The sequence below is a fragment of the Paenibacillus marchantiophytorum genome (assembly GCF_014640555.1).
Classification (GTDB): domain Bacteria; phylum Bacillota; class Bacilli; order Paenibacillales; family NBRC-103111; genus Paenibacillus_E; species Paenibacillus_E marchantiophytorum.
Genome location: NZ_BMHE01000126.1, coordinates 696 through 955, shown reverse-complemented (window position 1 = coordinate 955; position 260 = coordinate 696). Strand labels below are relative to the sequence as shown.

Sequence of the window (260 nt, the reverse complement as noted above, 5' to 3'; positions counted from 1 at the left end):
GCCCAGCAGTTACCCAGCATCAGGACAATGTTGGGGTCAGTCCTCTCCAGAATGTGCACATCAACATACACAGGCTCCCGGAGGACTTTGGTGACTGGGTAGTCAGCTTCATTATAGTAGGATGTGTACGCCTCGTCCCCTTCAGCACAGCCTTTGGTGACACATTGGCCATTAGCCAGTCTAAGCTCCACTCTGAGGGGTCCAAGAGCAGCGACTGGTGGAGGTGCACGAATAGCATTGACCTCCACAACCAGAGCTTC

At 53.8% G+C, this 260-nt stretch carries 1 protein-coding gene; it reads right to left on the bottom strand.

What is annotated here, in order from left to right; all coding sequences use genetic code 11:
* Positions 1-260 (bottom strand): zona pellucida domain-containing protein (locus tag IEY34_RS38280; protein ID WP_189021118.1); only part of this gene is annotated, 260 nt, incomplete at both ends.